This window comes from Desulfitobacterium hafniense DCB-2, from assembly GCF_000021925.1.
Lineage (GTDB): Bacteria > Bacillota > Desulfitobacteriia > Desulfitobacteriales > Desulfitobacteriaceae > Desulfitobacterium > Desulfitobacterium hafniense.
This window is the reverse complement of sequence record NC_011830.1, coordinates 4560490-4583763: the sequence shown is the minus strand read 5'-3', so window position 1 is coordinate 4583763 and position 23274 is coordinate 4560490. Positions and strand designations below refer to the sequence as shown.

Genomic DNA, 23274 nt, shown 5'->3' with positions numbered 1-23274 from the left:
TTCCTTTCATCCCTTAAAATAGGCTGTTTCTATAGACTAAAGGCGTAACTCCGATATATTTGCGGAAGACTTTGGCAAAATGGCTCTGGTTTTGAAAACCGACGGCCAATGCCACATCTTTGACACTGAATTCGGGTTTCTTCAAGAGTTCCACGGCTTTCTCCACCCGGACACGGGTTAAGTAATCATTAAATGTACAATCCAATTGCTGACGAAAAAGTCTAGAAAGGTGAGAAGGGCTGATAAAGAGGTGTTGGGCTGCATCCGCAATCGTTAAAGGCTGGGCATGATTATGAAGAATGAAGGAGCGGGCATCCTTGACCAGGCTTAAGTGTTTTTTATCAGCTAAGATAAAGATGTTTTCCAGAAATTCATCAACAATCTGCTTAATGAAGTAGATGATCTCCTCGACCCGCTCCATATTCTCCAGTTTTTTGTAGAATGAACTGAGAATGGTTACGGCTTGTTCCGCGTCGGAACCCCCCTCCACGGCGGCCCGGGATGTTAAAGCAGCCAACTCAACGATTCTGTCTTTGGCTAATTGGGGCTCACCGGTGGATTTCGTATAGATTTTGATGATTAAGTTTTCCAAGGTAGCAAAGGCTCTTGATTTATCCCCAAGCCGAATGTATTGAAGAAATCTCCTTTCATCTTTTAAGATGGATTCATAAGAGATATCCGTTCTCCGGGGACCCTTTTTGCGTTTGAGTATTTGATCATGGAGCTGTTGCTGTAAGACCTTGTAGGCTTTCTCTTCTTCTAAGGCCCGCAGATTGTTTTTAAGGATATGGCTGACCACCACAAAGAGAAGATTAGCGGCAGCCTGGGCCTGGTCGGCGGATATGATGGAGAGATTGGGAACAGCTTGATTTAATTCTTCCGGGTCGATTTTAAGCCCCTTGCTGATATCCTGTAATTCCTGAATAAAAAAGCGATCCGGCTTCCAGAGGAGAACCTGGCCACAGATAATGCTTCCCAAAGTAATGTCTTTGCTGAGGATGGGAACAGCCCAGATCACAAGGCCTGCATGGCAGCGGAAGAAATAGGGTTCATCCCATTTGACGGCTTCGCTGGTGGCCCGTTTATAAGAATCAATACAGCGTTTATTGCCCTGAGGATTGTTGCGGATGCATTGACAGAAAGGGGACCTGTCCAAACTTCCCGGAATGGAAAAGGTCTCGCCGCGATAGTTGACGGCCTCGATTCTAAGGCCTGTGGCCTGTGTAAAATTACCTAATATATTTTCCAGGTAAGAAGGATCAAAGAAGCCATCCAGACTTGACCGATTCATCACCATCACCTATGTTCCTTGAAATTTCAAAATAGAATGATAACAGGTGCCTATAACATACTATAGGCCAAACCAAGAGAAAAATCCAGAGATAGAGGGGAGAATGGATATGGAAACCGATACAAATTCCAAGAACAGTAAAGTTCTCAACAGGCAGCCTAAAACCGTGAATTGGGCCCTGTTGGGGAATATTGATCCCTATGTATTTATCATTTCAGCTCTGTTAGCGGTGGGTTTTCTCCTTTGGGGTGTGGTTGATTCTGAAGGTCTGAGCCATGTGTCGAATACCATTCTTGACTACATCATTCAGCAGTGGGGCTGGTTGTTCATTGTGGGGATTCTTTTTTTCCTGCTTTTTTGCCTTTACTTAGCCTTCAGCCGCTATGGCGATATCAAACTGGGAGGCCAGGATACCTTACCGGAATACAGCACCTTCTCCTGGTTTGCCATGCTTTTCGGTTGTGGCATGGGAGTAGGGTTGGTATTCTGGTCCATTGCCGAACCCATTAATCATTTTCTCAACCCTCCGGCTTATGTCAATGCCCTTAGCCCATCTCAATCAGCGGAATGGTCCTTAGCTATCTCCTTTTTTCATTGGGGACTCAGTGCCTGGGCTTCCTTTGTTCTCATCGGGCTGGCCATGGGGGTCATTATTTTCCGCAATAAGATGCCGATGCTCTTGAGCAGCTGCTTTTATCCACTATTAGGGGATAGAATCTATGGCCCTATCGGCAAATTGATTGATATTATTACCCTTTGGGCGTCGCTTTTTGGTATGACAACCACCATCGGCCTGGGTACTAAGCAGTTGGCGGCTGGAGTTACTTATAATTATGGCATTCCTCAAGGTATTCCCCTGCTTTTAGGGATATTGGCCATCGTCATTATCTGTTATCTGATTTCGGCTTGTACTCCTAATCTGAAAGGAATAAAAATAGGTTCGGATCTGAGTTTAATCGCCACCGGGGGCTTGCTGCTCTTTGTCTTTTTGTTCGGTCCCACGAAATTTATTATGGATATGTTTGTCAACAGTACAGGGGTTTATATTCAGAACTTTTTTGCCATGAGTCTCTGGACGGATCCCATAGAACAGAGCGGCTGGCTGGGCAGCTGGACAATATTTTATTGGGCTTGGTGGATTGCCTGGGCCCCCTTTGTCGGCATGTTCATCGCCAAGATTTCGAAAGGGCGTACGATCAAAGAATTCGTCTTAGGCGCTTTGATCGCTCCAACTCTTCTGGATATGATCTTTTTTGGCATTTTCGGAGGGACTTCGTTGAGCTTTGAACTTAATCAAGTGTCCCAGGGTATTTTGGCCAATGCTATTAATGTGGATATTTCCAGTGCGGTATTCGTCTTGTTTGAACAGTTTCCCTTCCGGGAGATCACTTCACTCATATTGATCTTTGTCATCTTTACCTTCTTTGTCGTATCTGCTGATTCCTGCACAATCGTCCTGGGTATGCTCTCCAGCGGTGGGAACGAAAACCCCAGGATTCCCTTAAAGCTGTTTTGGGGAATAGCAATGGGAGCTGCTGCGGGGCTGCTGCTGATGCTTGGGGATGGAGGGTTGGATGCCCTGCAAATGGCCTCGATCCTGGGTGGATTTCCCTTCTTGTTCATTATGTTTGCCATTTGCTACAGTATTATTAAAACGTTAAGAAGGGAAAAATCGACAAACCTTGTTGGAATTCGAGAGAGGAATTGAAGGGAAATGTGGAGAAAACCCCATATTGTTTAGGGGATGATGAGTAACTCTGAGGATTATGGGGTGATTTTGTTGGAGCGCAAGATCCGTTACTTTTGGTGGGGAGTCTTAGGTCTTTTGATCGTGGCAGCGGTCTGGAAATTTATCCTGCCTCACAATTCGGCCATAATGGTGGAGAAGGCGGTTGAAAATCGGGAAATCATCGTTTACGTGTCCGGGGCGGTGGAAAAGCCCGGGTTGGTTCATTTGCCGGTGAATGCCCGTTTACATGACGCTTTGCAGCAGGTTGGCCCTTTGCCTGAAGCGAACATCGATCAGATTAACCCTGCGGAGAAGCTAAAGGACGGCCAGAAGATCATTGTGCCATATAAGCCGGTGCCGCAACCGCAACCTCAGCCTGCTCTGGCAGCCGCCGGGTCCCAGGGAGAGTCCCAGGGGCAGACAGCCACAGTCACCCCTAACCTGGGTGCAGCTGCCCCATCACGCTCCTCTAATTTAATCAATATCAATACAGCCGATGCCGCCGAATTGGATAAGCTGCCGGGGATTGGACCTGCGCTTGCTGAACGGATTATTCAATATCGGATGGAGCATGGTCTTTTTCTTCAGCCTGAGGATTTGAAAAAGGTTTCCGGTATTGGGAATAAGACCTATGCCAAGATGGCTGATATGGTCACGGTGGGGCCATGAGGGATCCCTGGATTAGACGCTTAACCGCCTTGCTTATGGGTGGTCTGATAGGAGTTTACACCCCAGAACCCATGTGGTGGATTGTTCTGGGGATTTTTCTATGGGTGCTGCTGCGCATCCTCTTCTGGAGACCCCGGGATTTCTTCGGCCCTGAGTTACGGCCTGAAATCCTCATCCTCTGTGCCAGTATTCTGGTGGGATTTGGATTTGGACAGACGGGAAAACTGGCATTGGCTCCGCCCCTTACTGTGAGCCATGTTCAGGTTGCGGGTAAGTTGCAGGATTGGTCTCTTCATGAAGAGGGAGCGGTGGGATTATTCGAAATTCTGGGACCTGTCGATGTTCCGGAACCCGGGGACTTTTTTAAGAAAAAATACCGTCTGCGGGTTTATTTTGATGCTGAGGGAAATCTTCCGGCGGGGTGGGATCTTGTCCGACCGGGAGATACGCTGGCATTTACGGCCAAGATCGAGCAGCCCAAGCCTCCGGGAACTCAGGGTCAGTTTGATTATCCCCTGTATAACGCTGTCCGTGGCCTTTCGGGATGGATTACAGCCCAAGGTGAGGTAGAGATACTGAGGACCGGCACTGCTGGCTTAAGCTGGCGGGTTCGGAATCATGTGCAGAAGCTCTTGGTAGACTATCCTCAAGCCCAGACCAGCCTGCTGGAAGGAATTTTGTTCGGGGATACAAGCAGGATACCGGAGGAAGCCTTGGAAAGTTATCGGATTACAGGAGTCTATCATGTCTTTTCGGCATCCGGTTCCAATGTGGCCTTTCTCCTGCTCCTTTGCTGGAACTTTTTGTTTTTTCTGCCCCGTTTGTGGCGGTTGGGAATAACCCTTGCCCTCATGGTTTTTTATGCCCTGCTCTGTGGAGGTAATCCGCCGATTCTGCGGGCAACGATCATGGCGGTCTTTGTTTTATTAGGAAGATTGGGGAAGGGGAGAGAAGCTGGAAGAGGAAATAGTTGCAGGAGCCTCTTGCTTGCTGCCTTCCTGCTCTTTATGTGGCAGCCATTAATTCTTAAAGATATAGGGTTTCAACTTTCCTTTATGGCCACCTGGGGAATACTTGTCTTAAGTGCTGACCTGAAGAAAATGCCATGGGTCAGGGATTGGCCCAAGTCGATTAAGAGTGCTTTTTCTATGACCTGTGCCGCTCAGGCTGCTACCCTGCCTCTGATGATAAGCGCCTTTCACCGCTTATCCATTATCGGAGTTCTGGCCAATCTGTTGGCCTTGTTTGTATTGGGAAGTATTTTTGAACTGGGAATTCTCGCTGTTTTTCTCTCCTTCATTCCTCAGATTGCCCTGCCCTTATTTCAGGTCAGCCTTTGGCTTTTAACTGGGGTAAGTGAATTTCTTATGCAGCTGGCCCGGATTCCCTGGGCGGATGTTTGGGTGGTGAATCCCGGACCTCTCTTTTGGGTATGTTGGTATGGCTGGTTTCTCGTACTTCTTGTGGGGAAGGAAAAGGTTGGCTTTATGATCAGGATGGGGCTGGGGAATTTGTACCGGGTTGGCCAGCCTTGGATTATACGAGGGGTTGCTTTGATGAGGCCGCTTGGAGCAGCCCTGCAAAAGGTAATGCCCCAAAGTGAGAGATGGTGGTCAAAATGCCAAGAATTCATCAAGCGGAATAGGAAGGGCCAGGAGAGTTTCTGGGCCGGGTGGGCAAAGCTGGGGATTAAAGGGGAAAGAGTTCTGGCCGTGGTTCTCCTGCTGCTTTTCTTATGGAGTCCCTGGCATGCACCGGGTGTTCTTCAAGTGACTTTCATTGATGTGGGGCAGGGGGATTGCATTCTCATTGAGACGCCTGAAGAAATCCGGATTATGGTGGATACAGGGCCTAAGACCAGTACCTTTGACGCAGGAGAGCGGGTTATTGTGCCTTATCTCCTGCAGCGAGGGATCAAGCGCCTGGATGCCCTTATTCTGACCCATCCCCATGGGGATCACGTAGGTGGGGCCGGGGCAATTCTTGAGACTATCCCCGTGGGCTGGGTCGGGATTCCTGAGGATGGGTTGGACTGGCTGAGCTATGACTCCTTTGGGGAGGGCCAGGCGGAAGATAGTTCTCAGAATGGTTGGGGAGAAGGCGGGCCGGACCGGGAGCTTATCAAGATGCTGGAAAAGATGCCCCTGGAAAGGTTGTCCCGTGGCGATCAATTGACTTTGGATTCCCAGATTACGCTCACTGTGATCGCCCCTGGTGAAGTATTGAGGGGGACCAAATCTGATGAGAATAATAATTGCCTTGTTTTGCGTTTGGAAAACCAAGCAGGACAAAGTGTGCTCTTAACGGGAGATATGGAAGAAGAGCAGATGGAAGAAATTTATGGCTCAGGGCTGAGCTATGAAGCAGACGTGTTCAAAATTCCTCACCATGGCAGCCGTTATTCTTTAATGACGGATATGCTGGCTCAAATCAATCCCCAAGCGGTGGTGATTCCCGTAGGGAAGAACTCTTTTGGTCATCCCAGCCCACAAGTTCTGGAGTACTGGAGTGAGCGGCAGGTTCCGATTTATAGAACGGATGAGGACGGGACTATTCAGATAAAGCTTGATGGGACATCTGTGGAGGTTATCACCGGCAGGAGTAGGATAAATTGAAGAAACACTTTTAAAAGCACAGCTAAAAATTAAATTTAAAAAAATTATACATATAAATGTATAAAACTTAACGGGGTGGTAAGAATAGGAAGGAACATCTCTTTTCTCCTCCTCTTTCTTTTGCCCCTTCAGTTTTGGAGGGGTCTTTTCTTTTGCTTTCCTGCCTCTCCTTGGTTACAATAAGAGGGTAGGAGGGGCTGTTATGTGGGAAATAGATCAAGTTCGGCAAGGAATTGTCAAGAATCAAATTCCTTCCGTCAATCTTTGGTATGGTGAGGAGCGGTTTTTTATTCAAGAAGCTCTTCAATTATTAAAGAATAGTTATCTTGCCCAAGACCCATCGGGCAGTGGCATAGAAATTCTATCTGGAAAAAGTACCGGACCGGAGCAGATTGTGGAAATCGCCAATACGGTCTCTTTTTTTGGCGGCAAACTGATTATCGTTGAAGATATCCCCTATTTTCAAGATGGTCAAGGGGATGCTTTGGAACCTTTTTTCGCTTATTTTGAAAATCCCAATCCAGGGACTTGTCTTGTTTTCCTTGCCCAAAGTGTGAATCGTGGGCGTAAGTTCTTTAAAGCTATCGAGAAAAAGGGGTCAATCCTGGAATTCGTCAGCCCCAAGCGACAGCAGGAATGGAGTGCTTGGCTGGATCGGGAATTGGCTGCCCGGGGAAAAACCATGAAGCCCCAAGTCAAGGCTCTTTTTCTGGAGTGGGGAGGACATCAGGTAGGGGCCTTAAGTCAGGAGTTGGATAAGCTTGCTTTATTTGTGGAGGGCAAAGAAATCCGGACAGAAGATGTCAGGAGTTTGGTTCCCCAGGCGGTGGAGGCCACTGTCTTTGAACTCTTGGATGCTGTAGCGGCCCGCTCCTCGAAGGAAGCGGTGCAAAAGCTTCAACAAGTGCTGCGCCAGGAACATTCCTTAAAAGTCCTGACTCTATTATCCCGTCAGGTTCGCCTGCTCCTCGGGGCACGAGCGATGCGGCAACAGGGAAGAGGTGCGGAAGAAGCTCCCCGACTCCTGGGTATTAAGCCTTATGAAGCCCAAAAAATATGGCAGAAAGCAGCCCAGTTGACCTGGGAGCAATTATCCTGGGCCCTAAGAGAGTGTCTGGAAACGGATGTGGCCATCAAGACCGGAAAAGGGGAGCCTGAGTTTCTGCTGGAGCTGATGGTGGTTAAATTTTGTGAGATGTAAGCAATATAAGAAGAGCGTGTCGCTCTGTGTTCATAATATAAACACAGAGCGACACGCTCTTTCTATGTCGTTTTAATTATTCCTATTGTGTATAGACGACTTAGCCCACTTGCGCAAATTGCTTCGCATAACGCTTGGTTAAGCGGGACTTCTTGCGAGCAGCCGTGTTTTTGTGCACTAAACCTTTGGAAGAAGCTTTATCCAAAGCGCGGGTAGCTTTATTTAACGCAAGTTTTGCGGTTTCGGCGTCCGTGCTTAAAGACTCTTCAAAACGACGAATCGTTGTGCGTAAAGTTGATTTGGCAGCCGCATTTTTAATGGTGCGGACTTTAGCGATTTCAACTCTTTTGATTGCGGACTTAATATTTGGCACTTTTGGTCACCCCCTTTGGATCGAATCTTTCCATCAGATTACGCAAAGACTATTTTATCATTGAATCCTAAAATTTACAAGGATTAATGCAGGATAAATAATATTTATAAAATTGTTCAGACTATAAAGGATGTATTTAGGCTAAATGCCTAGAATTCAATTTGAAATGGAGGAACAACCTATGTTAGGAATGATTGTCCGCTTTCTTGTTTCAGCCGTAGTCCTTCTCTTAGTCAGCTACTTAGTACCCGGTCTCAAAGTCGCCGGCTTTACCGGGGCACTCATTGCGGCCGTTGTCATTGCTGTCTTGGGATATGTAGTGGAGCTGGCCTTTGGCCGGGATAAAGTCACCCGTGTGCATCGGGGAGTTGTCGGCTTTTTAGTATCGGCTGTCGTGATTTATGTCAGCCAGTTTATTGTACCCGGCTCGATTCAAGTCAGCATCATTGGCGCTCTTCTGGCATCTCTGGTCATTGGAATTGTTGATGCCTTTGTACCTACTGAACTGCGCTAAATAAATGCATAAAAGGTTCTAAGAAGAACTTGTCCCTCATATTTCTTAGTAAAGAAGGAAAGGGGGACAAGTTTTTTGTTGAAAGAAAGTATGTTTTCCACGAAGAAGTGGCGATGGAGTTTTTGGCCCTCGGCCCGCTGGGCTCGCGGTTTTCTTCTTATTTTGCTGACCCTTCTTTTCCTGGGTTTATTCGTTTATGCTTTAGAAGAAGGAACGTCCCGTCAATTGGTCCGTGTTATGGCCCAGCAAAGCTTCCCCTTCGAAGCTCTTATACTGGAAGGAATCCCCGGCTATTCCCAGCCGGAAAGGGAGCATCTTAATCAGATTAGAACTCAAGGGGTCTCCTTAGGGACATTTTTATTGACTGGAGTCAATATCGCCGATGCCCGCACCTATTTCTTCAGCTATTTCACACCCCCGCCAGGGGGGCCGGCCTGGATCGGTTGGGCCTATAACCCCGGGGACCCGGAGTATGAAGGAGAAATACCTGAATTGGAGGAGATTCCCCTTACCCCATCCCCTGTACCGCCAGAGCATGAAGAACCGGCCCTGCCACTGGATGATGAGGTGCTTGTTGGCATCTACCATACCCACAATTCGGAAAGCTATGCCGGCGACGGAGGAGGGGAACGGGATGATAAGGGGGACGGAGAGATAGTCCGCGTAGGGGAAACGTTAAAGGAATCTCTGGAGAAGCATGGCATTCGGACTGTTCAGGCTTTGGATATTCATGATGTTGAGGATTTTAATAAAGCTTACAGCAAGTCTCTGTATACAGCCGCAGCTTTGGTTAAGAACTACCCCTCCATGAAACTCCTCTTGGATCTGCATCGGGATGGGCTGCCTCCGGGAGTCAATAAAGGCACAGTGATGATTCAAGGTAAGGAAGTTGCCCGAGTCATGATCGTCATTGGTCAGAAAAATCCCCATTGGGAAACCAATGAAGCCATTGCTGAAGAGCTGATTGCTTTTGCGGAAGAGAACTACCCGGGATTATTTATTCCCCGCATTACCTATGCCTCGGATGCCCGCTATAATCAGCATTTGCTGGATGGAGCCATTCTGTTTGAAATCGGCAGTCAGCTGAACACCTTTGCAGAAGCGCAAGGGACGGCAGAAGTCTTGGGAAGTCTATTGGCGGATTGGCTGAAAGAATGATATAATTCCATAGTTAGAGAATTTTAGCATCAAGATGAGAGGCAAAAGGGGACGAAATTATGTCAGGTACGCGGACGGTAGCTATGGCGGCCGGACTCTTAATGCTTACACAGCTTGCATCAAGGATTCTGGGCTTCTTAAGAGAATCCTTGATGGCGAATTTCTATGGAAAAACGGGAGTGACCGATGCTTACCAGACGGCATTTATTCTTCCGGATTTAATTTATTGGCTTTTAGTAGGCGGAGTTTTAAGCTCTGCCTTTATTCCTGTATTCTCCGAATATATCCATAAAGGAAAGGAAGAGGAAGGATGGCGGGTGGCCAGTTCTTTCATTAATTTGATCCTTTTGCTTTTAAGCGCTTTGGTTATCTTGGCCCTGATCTTTACTCCCTATTTTATTCGTTTGCAGGTTCCCGGATTTACAGCGGAAAACCAAGCTCTGACCGTCCTGCTCACCCGAATTATCTTGATTCAACCCCTGCTCCTGGCTTTAAGCGGAATTACCATGGGAATCTTAAACTCCTATAAGATCTTTTGGCCCAGTGCCTTGGGTACGGTTCTCTATAATGCCAGTGTCATTGTCTTCGGTGTGATTCTGGCCCGACCTGATGAGCCGGAATCCATCTCCGGTTTTGCCATCGGGGTCGTGGTGGGAGCCCTGCTTAACTTTGTGGTGCAGATACCTGCTCTGCGCCGTCAAGGACTTCGTTATTATCCCATCATTGATTGGCGGCATCCCGGAGTCCGCAAAATAGCGGTTCTGGCCGTTCCGATTATTCTCAGCTATTCCTTGAACCAAATCCAAGTAGTAGTGAACTCGAACTTAGGATCTCACCTTATCGAAGGCAGCTTGACGGCGGTGTGGTATTCTTACCGTTTATACCAGCTGCCGGTGGGCATTTTTGCTCTGGCTATTGCCGTCGCTGTGTTTCCGACCTTAAACGAACATGCTGCCTTGAATAAGTGGAAGGATTTTGTTCTGACTTCATCCCTTGCTGTGCGTATGGTGATTTTTATTACCTTGCCTATTTCTATAGGAATGATTGTTCTGCGCTATCCTTTGATCCGGGTGCTCTTTGAGCATGGGGCATTTACCCCCACTGACACCTTCGCTACGGCTATTCCGCTTTTGTATTTTGCCGTGGGGATCTCGGCCCAATCTGTGATTCAAATTCTGCCGCGGATGTTTTATGCTCTTCAGGATACCTGGACTCCGGTGGTCATCGGCATTATCTCCATGCTGGCCAATGTGGCGTTCATGTTTCTCCTGGTCAGACCCTTGCAGACTGGGGGATTAGCTTTTGCCACGTCCTTAGCTGCTGTACTTAATGCGATTCTGCTTCTTTACCTCCTGCGCAAGCGCTTAAAATCCATTGACGGCCGGAGAATGTTTGCAACTACTCTTAAGACTTTAGCAGCTTCCGGTGTGATGGGACTGGCAGTCTGGTTTGGGGGGCAGTGGCTGACCTCTCTTGTCGGAGTAGGGAAATTGGCTTCCATCTTTGTCCTGCTGGCGGGTACGTTGCTGGGCGCTCTCATTTTTGCCGCCGCAACCAAGGCCATGGGTATGGAAGAGTTTGAACAGACCCTTGGTCTATTTCAGAAACGTTTCAGGAGAGGGTAATTCTCACCATGAAAAAGCCTAGGCGTTATCTTAGTCTGGAAAAAACAATACTAATATTAATCTGCTTAGTGGTGTTCCTATCTTTATTGGTTACGAATATTTTGGTAAGCGAAGAAGTAGCTACTGCCACGGAAAAAAATATCGCCAGTCGGGCGGTGAATATATCCCGGATCGTGGCACATTCACCGATTGTAATTGATGGCCTCAGTGGCCGGCGGGATAAAAGGGAGATTCAGACCTATGCCGGTGAATTGATGGACTTGACTAAGGTAAACTATATTGTGGTCATGGACATGAAAGGTATCCGAGTATCCCACCCCAATGTCAATGAACTGGGAAAACCCTTTATGGGGGGAGATGAAGGAACGGTTCTGCAGGGCAAGGAACATATTTCCACAGCTAAGGGAACCTTGGGTTTATCTATGCGGGCCTTCTCTCCCGTATTTGATGAAGAGGGTGAGCAAATAGGCGCCGTCGCTGTAGGTATTCTTATGAATACTGTGGAAGAGGCTGTGCGGGAAAGCCGGTCAAGGACCTATTTCGGTATGGGTTTAGGGTTTATTGTAGGGATCCTGGGGGCAATCTTTTTGGCCAAGCGTATCAAGAAAATTATGTTTGGGCTGGAACCCTTTGCAATCGCCCGAATCCTCCAGGAGCGCAGTGCTATGCTGGAGTCGGTGAGGGAAGGGATCGTGGCTATCGATGCCGAGGGAAAGGTCACTTTAACCAACGCTGAAGCGGCACGTCTTATGAGCCTGGCGGGAATCGGTGATGTCAAAGAGATGGATAGTGAGATGATTCCTGATTCGGTATTTAAACGCGTGCTTGATAAAGGTGAGCCGGTGCTGGATTTAGAATATGATGTCAGGGGAGTTACCCTTCTTACCAACACGGTCCCCTTAAAAGTCGATGGGGAAATTGTGGGTGCTGTCTCAACGTTTCGGGACAAAACAGAAATTAGGCAATTGGGAGAAGAGCTGTCCGGAGTAAAGGTTTATGCGGAGGCCTTAAGGGCTCAGACCCATGAATTTATGAATAAAATTCATGTGATTCTCGGTTTGGTTCATATGAAGAAATATGAACAACTAGGGCCTTATGTAAGTCAGATCGCCCATCAATATCAGACCAAGGGCGGGCCAATCGTCCGCAATATCCGTGATCCCATCTTGGCGGGATTTATCCAGGCTAAAATGAGTAATGCCAGGGAAAACGGCTGTGAACTGGTGCTTAATGAAGAGAGCTATTGCCCCCAGGCCAAGGATTCGTCTATGGTTCATGACCTGGTAACCATTATTGGCAATCTTTTAACCAATTCCTTTGAGGCGGTGAAGGAGAAGGACACTAACGAAGTGGAACTCAGCCTTGTTTATGGTGAAGGGGAATTGCTCATCCGGGTCGCAGACCAGGGATCAGGAATTCCCGCTCAGGTCATGAAGAATATGTTTGTTAAAGGCTATTCCACTAAATCCAATGGCCGCGGTTTTGGGTTGTTTTTGGTTCAGAAGAGTGTGGAACAGCGCAAAGGGCGGATGCAAATTGATTCAGGGGATAATAAAGGCACCACGTTTGAAATATTTCTACCTTATGACCCTTTGGAGGAGACGCTATGATTAAAGTGCTGATTATAGAAGATGATCCCATGGTCGCTGAACTCAATCGTTATTATCTGGAACAAATCGGAGGATTTCAACTGGTTGCCAGTGCCGGAACGGCAGCAGATGCCTTGAAGGTGCTAAAAAAGAAAAAAGTTGACTTGATCCTTCTGGATATTTTTATGCCCGGCATTAATGGTCTGGAATTTCTCACTCAACTTCGCAAAAGCGAGATAGAATCTGATGTCATTATTGTGTCGGCATCCACGGATAGCCAAAGCATTCGGAAGGCCCTGCAACATGGTGCGGTGGATTATCTGATTAAGCCCTTTGAGTATGAGCGTTTTCGGGATGCGCTCAATGTTTATAAAAAAAGAGAACTGCTTATGAAGAACAAGCAAACGCTCAGTCAGAAGGATTTGGATAAGCAGATTTTTAATATGGAAGAGGAAGAGACGGTTGATAAAAAATCTGATCTGCCTAAGGGGATTAGCGGCGATACCTTGAAATTGGTCTGGGATCATATCCTGGCAACTCAGGGTACAGCCTTTACTACAGAAGAAATGGCCTTGCGGGTGGGAATTTCCCGTGTTTCCATGAGTAAATATATAGGCTTTTTACGTGAGCAAGAGGTTGTGAATACAGAGATCAGTTATGGAGCTGTAGGGAGACCGGTAAATTATCATCGGCTCAATCAGTTGAAAGTAAAGGGCTTTAAAAAGTATTTAAAAGAGATTTAATAGAAGTGCCGGGGTGAATGCCTCGGCATTCACTTTCATAAATTACATAACGCTTTATAAACTTACATAAACTGTTCAGTTTCTTGTGAAAGACTTATTATGAACAAAAGAGAAGGTTCAATAGATTGACAAAGGGCTACTGAACTTCCCGACTAAAACTAAAAAAGGAGAGGAAAAGGAGTATGAAAAAGATTAGTGCGTTGATTCTTGCTCTCTTAATGGTCGTTGGTCCTATCACTGGCTGCGGTACAGAATCGGCAGTCAATGAAACGCCTGGAACAAGTACACCTGCCGTACAAGACAAGAGTACCGATATCGTGGTCATTGGTGCCGGTGGAGCAGGAATGACAGCAGCCATTCAAGCGGTCCAGGATGGTGCGAAGAATGTGGTTCTTGTCGAAAAAATGCCTATTACAGGCGGAAACAGTGTCCGTTCTACAGGCGGTTTAAATGCAGCTCCTACCAAATATCAAGAAAGAGATGGCATCAAAGACTCCATCGAGCTTTTTGTGGAAGATACCATGAAGGGCGGACATAATCTTAATGATGAATCACTGGTCAGAACTTTGGCTGAAAACTCCGCTGCCGCGGTAGACTGGGTCAACGACATTGGCGGCGATTTAAGCGTGGTCGGTATGTTTGGCGGGGCCAGTGTAAAACGGATTCACCGTCCTTCGGATACAAGCGCTGTCGGTCCTATGCTCGTTACTACCTTAAACAATAAAGTTGAGGAATTAGGTATTCCTGTTCTTCTTAACACGAAAGCTGAAGAAATTCTTGTGGATGCTAATGGAGCAGTAACCGGAGTCAAAGTAACCGGTGAAGAAGGAACCTACACCATCAAGACCAAAGCTGTGGTCCTGGCTACCGGCGGCTTTGGTGCCAATGCCGAAATGGTCACGAAGTACAAGCCAGCCTTGGCAGGGTTCGCTACAACCAACCATAAAGGGGCCACTGGGGACGGAATCGTTATGGCCGAAAAAATCGGTGCTGGCTTCGTCGATATGGAGCAAATTCAAACTCATCCCACCGTAAATCCTACGGATCAAACGATGTACACTGAAGGGGTTCGCGGTAACGGTGCAATCCTCGTGAATAAGGAAGGAAAACGTTTTATCAATGAATTAGAAACTCGTGATGTGGTTTCCGAAGCCATCTTGAAACAAACAGAGGGTCAAGCTTATCTATTATTTGATCAAGAGGTTCGTGAAAGCTTAAAAGCTATCGAATCTTATATCAAGGGTGGAATCATTGTTGAAGCCGACACGATTGAGGGTCTGGCTGAACAAATCGGCGTTGACCCGGCTAATTTGAAAGAAACTATGGAGAAATATGCCGGATATCAAGCTTCCGGCAGCGACCCGGATTTTGGACGGGCCAGTATGGAATTCCCTCTTACCCAATCTAAATACTATGCCGGCTTATGTGCTCCTGCCGTTCATCACACTATGGGTGGGGTGAAGATCAACACGGAAGCTCAAGTGCTCAATACAGACGGCAATCCTATTCCGGGACTCTTTGCCGGTGGTGAAATCACCGGTGGAGTTCATGGTGGAAACCGCCTTGGCGGCAATGCTGTTGCCGATATCGTCATCTTTGGCCGTATCGCCGGATCGGCTGCTCATGCTTATGTCATGGAAAACGGCGGAACCACGGAACCCACCATTCAGGCAGCAGCTAAACCGGCTGAAGCAAAACCGGAAGTCGAAGCCAACTACAAAGATGGCACCTATACCGGCGTCGGTCAAGGTAAAGGCGGCGAGATTAAGGTAGAAGTCGTGGTTAAAGACGGAGAAGTGATTAAAGTAACCCTGAAAGATCATGCCGAAACCCCCGGTATATTCGAGAACGCTGAAGAGGGCGTGGTGGGAGAAATCATCCGCAAGCAAATCACGGAAGTGGATGCTGTCGGTGGCGCCACCATGACCAGTGAGGGAATCAAAGCGGCAGTAGCTCAAGCTTTGGAAGCAGCGAAATAATTAGGCTATGGGGCAGATCTCTGGTATAATAAAATACAAAGTCCAGTGTTATTATGTCGATTAACTTCATAGAAATTAAGAAGGAGCAAGTCATTGCTTCTTCTTTCTCTTCATGGGGGTGTTGAAAATCAGAGCAGAGTACGAACAATCAGCTGCACAAGCCGGTCAAAAAAAGAAAAGGTCAATCATCTTTATTCTCTTGAAAGCCGTTTTGGGATTCCTGATCCTGTGTCTTCTCGGTATGGCTCTTGCCTTTCTCCTGATTTTTCACGGGCCTTTAACAGGGCTTAAGGAGCTTTATGTAACAACGGCTATGACCACATATAGCCACCAATATTTAGCGACCTGGTTTGTCAGTGAAGAAGAGATTAATAGGATTATGGAGAAAAACAAAGTTTCAGAGCCCAAAGTCAATACGGATGAAAAAGCTGTGAATGTTCTCAAGCCGATCATCGAGGAAAAACCGGCCCTTGAACTGGTAGAGGTTTCCGGAAAAGGTTTTCAGGGATACCTTTTGAAAGTAGGCAATCCTCAGCGGGTCCGTTTAGCCGCCACAGATCAATTAGGGGATCGAGGGTTAAAGGTCTCTGAATTTGTGGAGAATAATCATGCAGTAGCCGGGATTAATGCCGGGGGATTTGCGGATCCTGGAGGAGTGAGCTTTGGGGGGACACCCACAGGAATTCTCATCACTGAAGGAAAGATCATTCACAAGGATAATTGGGAGACTTATAGTTTAATTGGGATAACTAAACATGATGTCTTGGTTGTAGGCCGCTATACTTTGGAACAGATTGAAGAACTGGGCATCCGGGACGCCGTATCCTTCGGCCCCGCTCTTATCGTTAATGGTGAACCCATGATTACCTATGGAGATGGTGGCTGGGGGATTGCTCCAAGGACTGCTATTGGTCAGACACATGATGGGACCATCCTTCTTCTCGTCATCGATGGCAGGCAGTTAGGAAGCCTTGGCGCGACCTTAAAGGACGTTCAGGATATTCTTATCGAACATGGCGCGGTTAATGGGGCGAATTTAGATGGAGGCTCATCGTCTACTTTAGTTTATGAGGGAGAAGTAAAGAACAAGCCCAGCAGCCCTTACGGCCCTCGGGAAGTCCCCACCGCTTTTATCGTTCTGCCGGAATCCCGCCTTGCGGAGTAGGAGCTGTTCAATAGGGGAGAAAGGGTTGAAGAAAAGGACGCTTCAGTAAGTCTGGGGCGAACTTTTTTATTGAACTCCTCTTTCTATTCTTGCTCAAACAAATAATTGGCGGTATAATATTTGTTTAGAATGGATCCTGAAAAAAGACTCGTTTTTTCTGATACGAAACTGGATTTTGTTGAAATGAGGGGTAAAAACTGTGGCACAGGCCTCACAATGTATACGCAACTTTTCAATTATTGCTCATATTGACCATGGTAAATCTACACTTGCCGACCGTTTGATCGAATATACAGGTGCTCTCAGCAAGCGGGAAATGGAAGCCCAGGTCCTGGACAATATGGATCTGGAGCGGGAGCGGGGAATTACCATTAAATTGCAGACCGTTCGTTTGCAATACCCTGCCAAGGATGGACAAACTTATGAATTGAATTTGATCGATACCCCGGGTCATGTTGACTTCACTTATGAAGTATCCCGTAGTTTGGCAGCCTGTGAAGGAGCCTTACTGATTGTGGACGCGGCTCAGGGGATTGAAGCACAGACCTTGGCCAATGTTTACTTGGCCTTGGAAAATAATCTGGAGATTATTCCCGTCATCAATAAGATCGATCTGCCCAGTGCTGAACCGGAGCGGGTTAAGCAGGAGATCGAGGATGTGATTGGCTTGGATGCCAGTGAAGCCATCCTGGCTTCTGCCAAAACGGGAATTGGGATTGAAGATATCCTGGAAGCCGTCGTTGCCAAGGTGCCCCCGCCTCAGGGGGATGACAATACTCCTTTAAAGGCCTTGATATTTGACTCCTATTTCGATGCTTATAAGGGGGCCATATCCTATGTCCGGGTTATGGAAGGACGGGTGGCCAAGGGAACTCAGATCAAGATGATGTCTTCGGGGAAAGTGTTTGATGTGACAGAAGTAGGGATGTTTACGCCGGCTTTAAGAATCGTCGATGAAATCAAGGCCGGTCAGGTAGGCTATATTGCGGCCAGCATCAAGAACGTAAGGGATACTCAGGTGGGGGACACTATCACCGATGCTGAGAACGCAGCCCTCTATCCTCTGCCGGGCTATCGCAAGGCCACACCCATGGTCTTCTGCGGTCTCTATCCTGTGGATTCCAGTGATTACGGACGGTTGAAGGATGCCCTGGAGAAGCTTCATCTCAATGATTCCAGCTTGGTTTTTGAACCGGAGACCTCCAGCGCGTTGGGCTTTGGTTACCGTTGCGGCTTCCTGGGACTTTTGCATATGGATGTCATTCAGGAGCGTCTGGAGCGGGAATATGATTTGAATCTGATTACCACTGCTCCCAGCGTGGTCTATAAGGTAAATAAAACCGATGGAGAGGTTTTAAGCATTGATAATCCCTCCAATCTTCCCAAGGTCGATGAGATTGAGACCATTGAAGAGCCTATCGTCAAAGCCAATATTATGGTGCCTTCGGATTTTGTGGGGGCGATCATGGAGCTGAATCAGGAAAAGCGGGGCAATTTCCTCAACATGGATTATCTGTCCGCTAACCGAGTCACTTTGCACTACGAGCTTCCTTTAAGTGAGATTGTCTATGACTATTTTGATCAGCTTAAATCCCGGACCAAGGGCTATGCTTCCCTGGATTATGAATTAGCCGGATACAAAGCGGCTTCTTTGGTTAAGCTGGATGTTCTTCTCAACGGTGAGCTGGTGGATGCCCTTTCCTTTATCGTCCACAAGGAGAAATCCTATGCCCGGGGCCGCCGCTTAGTGGAAAAATTGCGGGGGATCATCCCCCGGCAGATGTTCGAGGTGCCCATTCAAGCAGTGATTGGGCAAAAGGTTGTGGCCAGAGAGACGGTCAAAGCCATGCGCAAGGATGTCCTGGCTAAGTGTTACGGAGGGGACATCTCCCGTAAGCGGAAGCTTCTGGAGAAACAAAAAGAAGGTAAAAAACGCATGAAGCAAGTGGGAAGCGTGGAAATACCCCAGGATGCCTTTATGGCGGTGCTGAAGATCGACGACTGAATCATGGGTGTGAATCACGGGGACAGGTCCCGGTTTACACAGTTTCAGTTTGTGCAGTTTGCAGTTTGCATACCATACATCACATGCCGTTTATATGCTGAAATTTAAATACTTGACAAGAAATGGCGAGCTGTCTGTTCCCTTGAGGGCATGGAGTTCGCTGTCTTTTTATCCAAAAGAATTTGGGGAGTGCTCTTCCCGGAAAGGGGTGAGGCCATGCCTTCTCTTTATATCCATGTTCCTTTTTGTGTGCAGAAATGCAATTATTGTGCTTTTTATTCGGAGCCCTGGCAGAGAGCTAAGGCTGAGGATTATTTGGCAAGCTTAAACCGCGAGGTTGTGTTAAGACAGCATGAGATTTCAGAGGAGATTGAGACCCTTTTTATCGGGGGAGGGACACCTACGGCATTGCCGGAAGCGGAATTGGACGCACTCTTAAGCATCATCCATGGTAAGCTGAGGTTTAAGGATGGGGCGGAAAAAACTACAGAAGCCAATCCGGGGACTCTTACCGCTGAAAAGCTCCAGATCCTCCATACACAAGGGATCAATCGCATATCTCTGGGAGTTCAATCCTTTAATGACGACTTATTGAAACGGATCGGCAGAATTCATCAAGCTGAAGAGGTTGCGGATGGGGTGCGCCTGATCCGGGAGGCAGGCTTTAAGAACCTTAATCTGGATTTAATGTTCGGGCTGCCGGGGCAGACCCAGGCAAATTGGCGGGATACTTTGGAAGAGGCTCTCAGGATCCGGCCTGAGCATCTTTCTGTTTATGGGCTGATGGTCGAAGAGGGTACGCCTATGGCCCTAAATTCGGAAGCGATTACGAATTTGCCGGATGATGACAGCCAGGCTGAGATGTACCACGTGGCCCGGGAGATTCTGGGCCAGGCGGGATACCGGCATTATGAAGTGTCCAATTACGCCCTCCCGGGCTATGAATGCCGGCATAACCTTGGCTACTGGCGCAGGCAGGAGTATTTAGGGATAGGGCCAAGCGCCGTGTCTTGCCTGAATAACCATCGTTATCAGAATGTTGAAGATATTAATGCCTATGAAACCATGCTATCTCAAGGGAAACTTCCGGTGGATCCCCAGGAAGATGAATTTCTTTCAAAACATGAGCAAATGGCAGAACTTTTAATGCTGGGTCTGCGTCTTAAAGATGGGGTGAATTTGCTGCAGTTCAAAAAGGAGGTCGGTGCCGATCTTTTTGAACTCTATCCTGCTGTTTTGGAGCGTTACCTTAAGGCCAGTGTTTTAAAAATCGAAGAAGGCTCCCTTCTCTTGCGACCAGAGTATTGGTTTGTCGCCAATGGGGTGCTGCAGGAATTCGTGTGAAATGGTATCTTGCTTAGAGGAGAAAAGCAATGAAGATTTCAGATCATGGCAAGCTGTTTATCTTTTTTCTTTTTATTCCTATTGTCGTATTTCCTGTTTTATTTGGAGCTTTAAATCAAGAATTCCTGAAAAGGTCCGCCCCTGTGGCCGAAAAGGGAACGCTTGATCTTTCGGCTTGGAATTTTGCAGAGGATGGGATAATTGAGCTCGGCGGCGAATGGGAATTTTATTGGGGGCAACTTCTTTCCCCCGATGATTTTAAGGATGCCACCCCTCCTGCCCTGACCGGTTTTGTTAATGTTTTATTCAATTGGGTTGGCAAGCTGGACGAGACAAAATTAACAGGCATGGGCTCGGGAACCTATCGCCTATTAGTGAAAAATATGCCAAGTGAGAAAGTTCTCGCTATTAAAAAGTCCAATATCAGAATGTCAAGTGTCATATTCGTCAATGGGAAAAAAATAATCCAGGATGGCCGGCCGGCCCTCCTGGAAAATGAGTATCTCTTCAGTAATATTCCTCGTCTGGGGTTCTTTGAGCAGCGCTCTCCAGAAATTCTCGTCCAAGTATCAAATTATGACTATATATACGGAGGGATTGTTGCCCCCCTCATCTTAGGGGAAACTCAGGATATTTTAGAGCTGAGCAACCGCAGCTCCATGGTGGAATTGATTATAGTAGGAAGCATTTTTACAATTGGCTGGATCTGTTTTCTGTCCTACTTCTTTCTTTTCAGGTATAAGAAAAATAAAATATTTATGAGCATGGCTGTTGTTTGTTTTTCTCATGCCCTGACCAATTCCATGTATGGGGAAAGAACGCTTTTGTTTTTATTCCCCCATATCCCCTTTGATGACGCTTATAAACTCCTTCAGCTTGCCCGGATGATCACGGGTATGAGTTTGGTTCTGTTTCTGAATCAATTGGATAAAACATTTATTCCGAAAAGAATGTATCAGATGCTTTTAGGCATGTATGCTCTATTTGCTGCGGTCCTGCTGGTTCCTCCTTTAAAGGTATACGCTTATCTTTGTGTTCCCATCGGCATAACCGAGCTTGTTATTTATATCGGAATATTCATAAGAGCGGTCTATACCTACAGCAAAGCAAAGGAGGATGAACAGGAAAGGACGAAATTTGGCTTCTTGCTCTGTGCCTTGGGGGTACTCAGTTTATACGTGGTAAATCTGGCATTTTTCAGCTTCGGATTAGTGGAAGATATGTTTTTGGGGTTTATCTGTAGCCTGATTTTTGCTCTCATGCTTATGGTCTATTTGGCAGTCCAACTGACCGAGCTCTATGTGAAGAATAAGGAGATATCTTTAAAATTAGCGTTGCAGGAGAAAGAAACCATCGAAAAGGAATATGCTTTTCTGCGTTCCCAGATTAAGCCTCATTTCTTGTATAATGCCTTGAACACCATTATCTCCTATTGCTATTCAGATAGCCATAAAGCGGGAGAGCTTTTAAGAAGCTTCAGCAATTATCTCCGGGGCTCTTTTGATTTTGAGCACTCCAATGGGTTGATCAGCATTGAGCGGGAAATGATGATGGTCTATGGCTATGTGGATATCCAAAAAGCACGCTTTGGGGGCAAAGTGGAAATCATCTTCGATATCGCCCCTGAGCTGCTGCAATGTCAGATTCCGGCTCTTTCCGTACAGCCTTTGGTAGAGAACGCGATAAGACATGGCATTATCCAAAAAGAAGCAAAGGGAACTGTCCGAATCAAAATAAGCAGGGAGTCAGGCCGGATCATGATCCAGGTAACTGACGATGGTATAGGGATTCCAGAACAGCAGAGAATGGAAATCCTTAATAATGAAAAAGAGGGTACAGGCAAAAAGACTTTGGGTGGGGTCGGGCTGTATAATGTTCAAAAACGGTTAAAGCATACCTTCGGCAGTGTCTTAAAGATTGAGAGCACCGAAGGTACGGGCACAAAGGTCTACTTTGAGATTGACGAAAGTAAGGCCTTGGGGAATAGCCGGTAATTAGGATATGAATTCTAGTGTTAAGGGGGGATTTAATGCTGAGAGTGATCTTGGTGGATGATGAACAACCAGCCCTTGATCTTATGGAGCGAATGTTCAGCAAGAGGACGGATGTAGAAATTATCGGGAAGTTTCTGAAGCCTGCTGAAGTATTGCTGAGTATTGAGACATTGAAACCTGATGTGGTGTATTTGGATATCGATATGCCCGGTATGAACGGCGTGGAACTAGCAATGCAAATTGCTGAGAAAGATGAGCAGGTAGTTCTTGTCTTTGTTACTGCCCATGACCGCTTTGCTCTGGAGGCCTTTAATGTCCATGCCTTAGACTATATACTGAAGCCCATCGTCAAGGAAAAGTTGGAGCGCTCTCTATGCAGAGTATATAAAATGAAAGGGATGGGAAAAGGCAAACTCGAAACTGAAGGACATTCAATCGAGATAGGGATGCTGGGCGGCTTTGAAGTAAAGATCGGGAATCAAATGCCGATACACTGGACGACCGCGAAGGCTGAAGAGCTGTTTGCTTATCTATTGCTTCATGATTTTTCCGTGTCCAAATGGGTGTTGATGGATGGTCTATGGCCGAATACCGAAACTCAAAAAGCTGAGCAAAGTCTATACACCACCATATTTCGGTTGAAGCAATCCTTTAAAGAAAATAATTTAGGCTTTGAGATTCAAGCCATCAATAAGACCTACCAGCTTATTCCGCCAACAAAATGGTATTGGGATGTCAAGGAGCTGCTCAATCCCCAATCCTTTGATAGTGACAGATCTCTGCAGGAAGTTATGAAACTCTACAAAGGGGATTTGCTGGCAGGAAAAGATTATGTCTGGTGCTATCAAAAGAGGCAGGAGATATATAATTGCTATCAGAAAATTGCCTTATGTCTTGCCCAGGACTATTTTTCCCAAGGTCGTTACCGGGAAGGGCTTGATGTGATGGAAAAGGTCTTACAGCATACATCCCTTGACGAAGAGCTTGTGGAAAAGCTGGAAGACTTACAGGAAATGAAGCTGGATCAACGTCTTAAGCGACGTATTGACAGACTTCTTAATAAGGCCCTTGCTGAGGAAATTTAGATTGGAAATGATGCAAGCTGATTACTTAAACTATATAGTGAATTTAAATTAACAATTATTATTGAAGAACCGTGTTCATGCTGAATTAACAAGGCATTAACGCGGTTTTGTTATATCTAGCAAGTAAGTTTTTTGTAAGGAAAGATTTTATATAATTTAGTAATGACTGTCTAATTCTAAGAGTTTCAATAAGAG

The 23274-nt window shown here is 46.7% G+C and carries 17 protein-coding genes; 15 read left to right on the top strand and 2 right to left on the bottom strand.

Going from position 1 to position 23274, the window contains the following annotated elements; genetic code table 11:
* Positions 1-13 precede the first annotated feature (13 nt).
* A complete protein-coding gene (locus DHAF_RS21575) occupies positions 14-1291 on the bottom strand; it encodes a PocR ligand-binding domain-containing protein (protein ID WP_026198760.1) in 1278 nt (425 codons plus the stop codon).
* A 109-nt stretch (positions 1292-1400) separates the two neighbouring features.
* On the opposite strand from DHAF_RS21575, the gene DHAF_RS21570 reads away from it, so the two are divergent.
* From DHAF_RS21570 to holA, 4 genes are all read left to right on the top strand, one after another.
* A complete protein-coding gene (locus tag DHAF_RS21570) occupies positions 1401-2999 on the top strand; it encodes a BCCT family transporter (RefSeq protein WP_035214686.1) in 1599 nt (532 codons plus the stop codon).
* Between the two features lie 36 nt (positions 3000-3035).
* Positions 3036-3689, top strand: a complete 654-nt coding sequence (locus DHAF_RS21565; protein WP_005816508.1) for a ComEA family DNA-binding protein — start codon at positions 3036-3038, stop codon at positions 3687-3689.
* A complete protein-coding gene (locus DHAF_RS21560; protein ID WP_015945166.1) occupies positions 3686-6304 on the top strand; it encodes a ComEC/Rec2 family competence protein in 2619 nt (872 codons plus the stop codon). The genes DHAF_RS21565 and DHAF_RS21560 overlap by 4 nt, the downstream gene beginning before the upstream one ends.
* A 202-nt stretch (positions 6305-6506) precedes the next feature.
* Complete coding sequence (holA, locus tag DHAF_RS21555) at positions 6507-7505, top strand: DNA polymerase III subunit delta (protein WP_015945165.1); 999 nt, start codon at positions 6507-6509, stop codon at positions 7503-7505.
* Positions 7506-7605: 100 nt separating this feature from the next.
* Here holA and rpsT read toward each other — a convergent pair whose 3' ends face one another.
* Positions 7606-7878 (bottom strand): 30S ribosomal protein S20, encoded by a 273-nt coding sequence (gene rpsT / locus DHAF_RS21550; RefSeq protein WP_005816503.1) that lies wholly within the window; start codon positions 7876-7878, stop codon positions 7606-7608.
* A 181-nt stretch (positions 7879-8059) separates the two neighbouring features.
* On the opposite strand from rpsT, the gene DHAF_RS21545 reads away from it, so the two are divergent.
* The 11 genes from DHAF_RS21545 to DHAF_RS21495 all read left to right on the top strand — a co-directional run bounded on the left by DHAF_RS21545 (position 8060) and on the right by DHAF_RS21495 (position 23079).
* Positions 8060-8392: a phage holin family protein gene (locus tag DHAF_RS21545; RefSeq protein WP_015945164.1), complete on the top strand. Its 333-nt coding sequence runs from the start codon at positions 8060-8062 to the stop codon at positions 8390-8392.
* A gap of 75 nt (positions 8393-8467) precedes the next feature.
* Positions 8468-9550 carry a stage II sporulation protein P gene (spoIIP, locus tag DHAF_RS21540; RefSeq protein ID WP_015945163.1) on the top strand — a complete coding sequence of 361 codons (1083 nt, stop codon included), beginning with the start codon at positions 8468-8470 and terminating at the stop codon, positions 9548-9550.
* 59 nt (positions 9551-9609) lie between these two features.
* On the top strand, positions 9610-11175 hold the full coding sequence (gene murJ, locus DHAF_RS21535; protein WP_015945162.1) for a murein biosynthesis integral membrane protein MurJ: 1566 nt from the start codon (positions 9610-9612) through the stop codon (positions 11173-11175).
* An 8-nt stretch (positions 11176-11183) separates the two neighbouring features.
* A complete protein-coding gene (locus tag DHAF_RS21530; protein ID WP_015945161.1) occupies positions 11184-12785 on the top strand; it encodes a sensor histidine kinase in 1602 nt (533 codons plus the stop codon).
* Positions 12782-13507 carry a response regulator gene (locus DHAF_RS21525; protein WP_005816493.1) on the top strand — a complete coding sequence of 242 codons (726 nt, stop codon included), beginning with the start codon at positions 12782-12784 and terminating at the stop codon, positions 13505-13507. The genes DHAF_RS21530 and DHAF_RS21525 overlap by 4 nt, the downstream gene beginning before the upstream one ends.
* A gap of 182 nt (positions 13508-13689) precedes the next feature.
* Positions 13690-15486, top strand: coding sequence for a flavocytochrome c (locus DHAF_RS21520; RefSeq protein ID WP_015945160.1), 1797 nt, complete (start codon positions 13690-13692; stop codon positions 15484-15486).
* Between the two features lie 112 nt (positions 15487-15598).
* Entirely contained in the window at positions 15599-16651 is a 1053-nt protein-coding gene (locus tag DHAF_RS21515) for a phosphodiester glycosidase family protein (RefSeq protein WP_005816491.1), read from the top strand.
* 199 nt (positions 16652-16850) lie between these two features.
* A complete protein-coding gene (gene lepA, locus DHAF_RS21510; RefSeq protein WP_005816487.1) occupies positions 16851-18656 on the top strand; it encodes a translation elongation factor 4 in 1806 nt (601 codons plus the stop codon).
* 216 nt (positions 18657-18872) lie between these two features.
* Positions 18873-20000, top strand: coding sequence for a radical SAM family heme chaperone HemW (hemW, locus tag DHAF_RS21505; protein ID WP_015945159.1), 1128 nt, complete (start codon positions 18873-18875; stop codon positions 19998-20000).
* Positions 20001-20029: 29 nt separating this feature from the next.
* Positions 20030-21994 carry a sensor histidine kinase gene (locus tag DHAF_RS21500; protein ID WP_015945158.1) on the top strand — a complete coding sequence of 655 codons (1965 nt, stop codon included), beginning with the start codon at positions 20030-20032 and terminating at the stop codon, positions 21992-21994.
* Between the two features lie 35 nt (positions 21995-22029).
* Positions 22030-23079 (top strand): response regulator, encoded by a 1050-nt coding sequence (locus DHAF_RS21495; RefSeq protein WP_015945157.1) that lies wholly within the window; start codon positions 22030-22032, stop codon positions 23077-23079.
* Positions 23080-23274 lie beyond the last annotated feature (195 nt).